The following is a 2,192-nucleotide window of genomic DNA, read 5'->3' as shown; positions in this document are numbered from 1 at the left end:
CCCGTCACACCGGTTGCTCCCGTCACACCGGTTGCTCCCGTCACACCGGTTGCTCCTGTCACACCAGTCGCTCCCGTTACTCCAGTTGCTCCGGTCACTCCAGTTGCCCCCGTTGCTCCTGTGACTCCTGTCGCACCAGTTGCTCCAGTCACTCCCGTTTCTCCGGTTGCCCCCGTTGCTCCAGTTACCCCAGTTGCTCCAGTTGCTCCAGTTGCCCCAGTCGCTCCGGTTGCCCCAGTCACACCAGTCGCTCCGGTCACTCCAGTTGCTCCAGTTGCTCCTGTTGCTCCCGTCTCTCCAGTCGCTCCCGTTGCTCCAGTTGCTCCAGTTGCCCCTGTTGCCCCTGTTGCCCCAGTGACCCCGGTCACTCCCGTCTCTCCGGTTGCTCCCGTTGCTCCGGTTGCACCTGTCTCTCCAGTTGCCCCCGTGACCCCGTTTGCACCCGTCTCCCCAGTCGCTCCAGTTGCTCCCGTCACACCAGTTACTCCCGTTTCTCCAATCGCTCCTGTCTCTCCAGTTGCTCCTGTCGCACCAGTAGCACCTGTCACACCAGTCGCTCCCGTGACTCCAGTTGCTCCGGTCACTCCAGTTGCCCCCGTTGCTCCCGTTGCCCCAGTTGCTCCAGTTGCTCCCGTCTCTCCGGTTGCCCCCGTAGCCCCTGTCACACCAGTCGCTCCCGTTTCTCCTGTCACTCCAGTCGCTCCAGTTGCTCCTGTCTCTCCAGTTGCCCCAGTCGCTCCCGTCTCTCCAGTTGCCCCAGTCGCTCCCGTCTCTCCAGCTGCCCCCGTTGCTCCCGTGACTCCTGTTTCTCCCGTCGCACCAGTTGCTCCCGTCTCTCCTGTCGCTCCCGTGACCCCGATCGCTCCCGTCTCTCCAGTTGCTCCCGTCACACCGGTTGCCCCCGTAGACCCGGTCACTCCAGTTGCTCCGGTCACTCCCGTCTCTCCAGTCTCTCCAGTTGCTCCAGTTGCCCCAGTTGCCCCAGTTGCCCCTGTTGCCCCTGTCACCCCAGTCTCTCCCGTGACTCCAGTTGCTCCAGTTGCTCCTGTCACTCCCGTTTCTCCGGTTGCCCCCGTTGCCCCAGTTGCTCCTGTCACACCGGTTGCTCCCGTTGCTCCCGTTTCTCCTGTCACTCCGGTTGCCCCTGTCTCACCAGTTGCTCCCGTCGCACCAGTTGCCCCCGTAGACCCTGTCACCCCAGTTGCTCCCGTTTCTCCAATCGCTCCTGTCTCTCCAGTTGCCCCGGTTGCCCCAGTCACACCAGTCGCTCCCGTCTCTCCAGTCGCTCCCGTGACTCCAGTTGCTCCGGTCACTCCAGTTGCACCCGTTGCCCCAGTCGCTCCCGTCTCTCCAGTTGCTCCTGTCAGACCAGTCGCTCCCGTTACTCCGGTTGCTCCCGTCACACCGGTTGCTCCCGTCACACCGGTTGCTCCTGTCACACCGGTTGCTCCCGTTGCCCCAGTTGCCCCTGTCTCTCCAGTTGTACCCGTGACCCCGTTTGCACCCGTCTCTCCAGTCGCTCCCGTCTCTCCAGTCGCTCCTGTTGCTCCAGTTGCCCCAGTTGCTCCCGTTTCTCCAATCGCTCCCGTCTCTCCCGTTTCTCCGGTTGCCCCCGTTGCTCCAGTTGCCCCAGTTGCCCCAGTCACACCTGTTTCCCCAGTGACCCCGGTCACTCCCGTCTCTCCGGTTGCTCCAGTTGCTCCAGTTGCTCCCGTCTCTCCTGTTGCTCCAGTTGCTCCTGTCACACCGGTTGCTCCCGTCTCTCCCGTCACACCGGTTGCTCCCGTCTCTCCTGTCGCTCCAGTTGCTCCCGTTTCTCCTGTCACTCCGGTTGCACCTGTCTCTCCAGTTGCTCCCGTCGCACCAGTTGCTCCAGTTGCTCCCGTGACCCCGGTCACTCCCGTCTCTCCAGTAGCCCCCGTAGACCCTGTCACCCCAGTTGCTCCAGTTGCTCCCGTTTCTCCAGTCACTCCCGTTTCTCCGGTTTCCCCAGTTGCCCCTGTCACCCCAGTCTCTCCCGTGACACCAGTTGCTCCCGTCTCTCCAGTTGCTCCGGTTGCTCCGGTTGCTCCGGTTGCACCCGTCTCTCCTGTCACACCAGTTGCCCCAGTGACCCCGGTCACTCCAGTTGCTCCAGTTGCTCCCGTTGCTCCAGTTGCTCCAGTCACTCCCGTTTCTCCGGTTGCCCCCGT

The 2,192-nt window shown here is 63.2% G+C and carries 1 protein-coding gene; it reads right to left on the bottom strand.

Going from position 1 to position 2,192, the window contains the following annotated elements; translation table 11 throughout:
* A partial coding sequence (locus tag FE784_RS30560) for a beta strand repeat-containing protein (RefSeq protein ID WP_246132265.1) occupies positions 1 to 2,192 on the bottom strand: 2,192 nt, incomplete at both ends.

Origin of the sequence: Paenibacillus hemerocallicola (genome assembly GCF_006265175.1) — a bacterium.
Classification (GTDB): Bacteria; Bacillota; Bacilli; order Paenibacillales; family NBRC-103111; genus Paenibacillus_AB; species Paenibacillus_AB hemerocallicola.
This window is presented reverse-complemented; position numbering and strand designations above follow the sequence as displayed.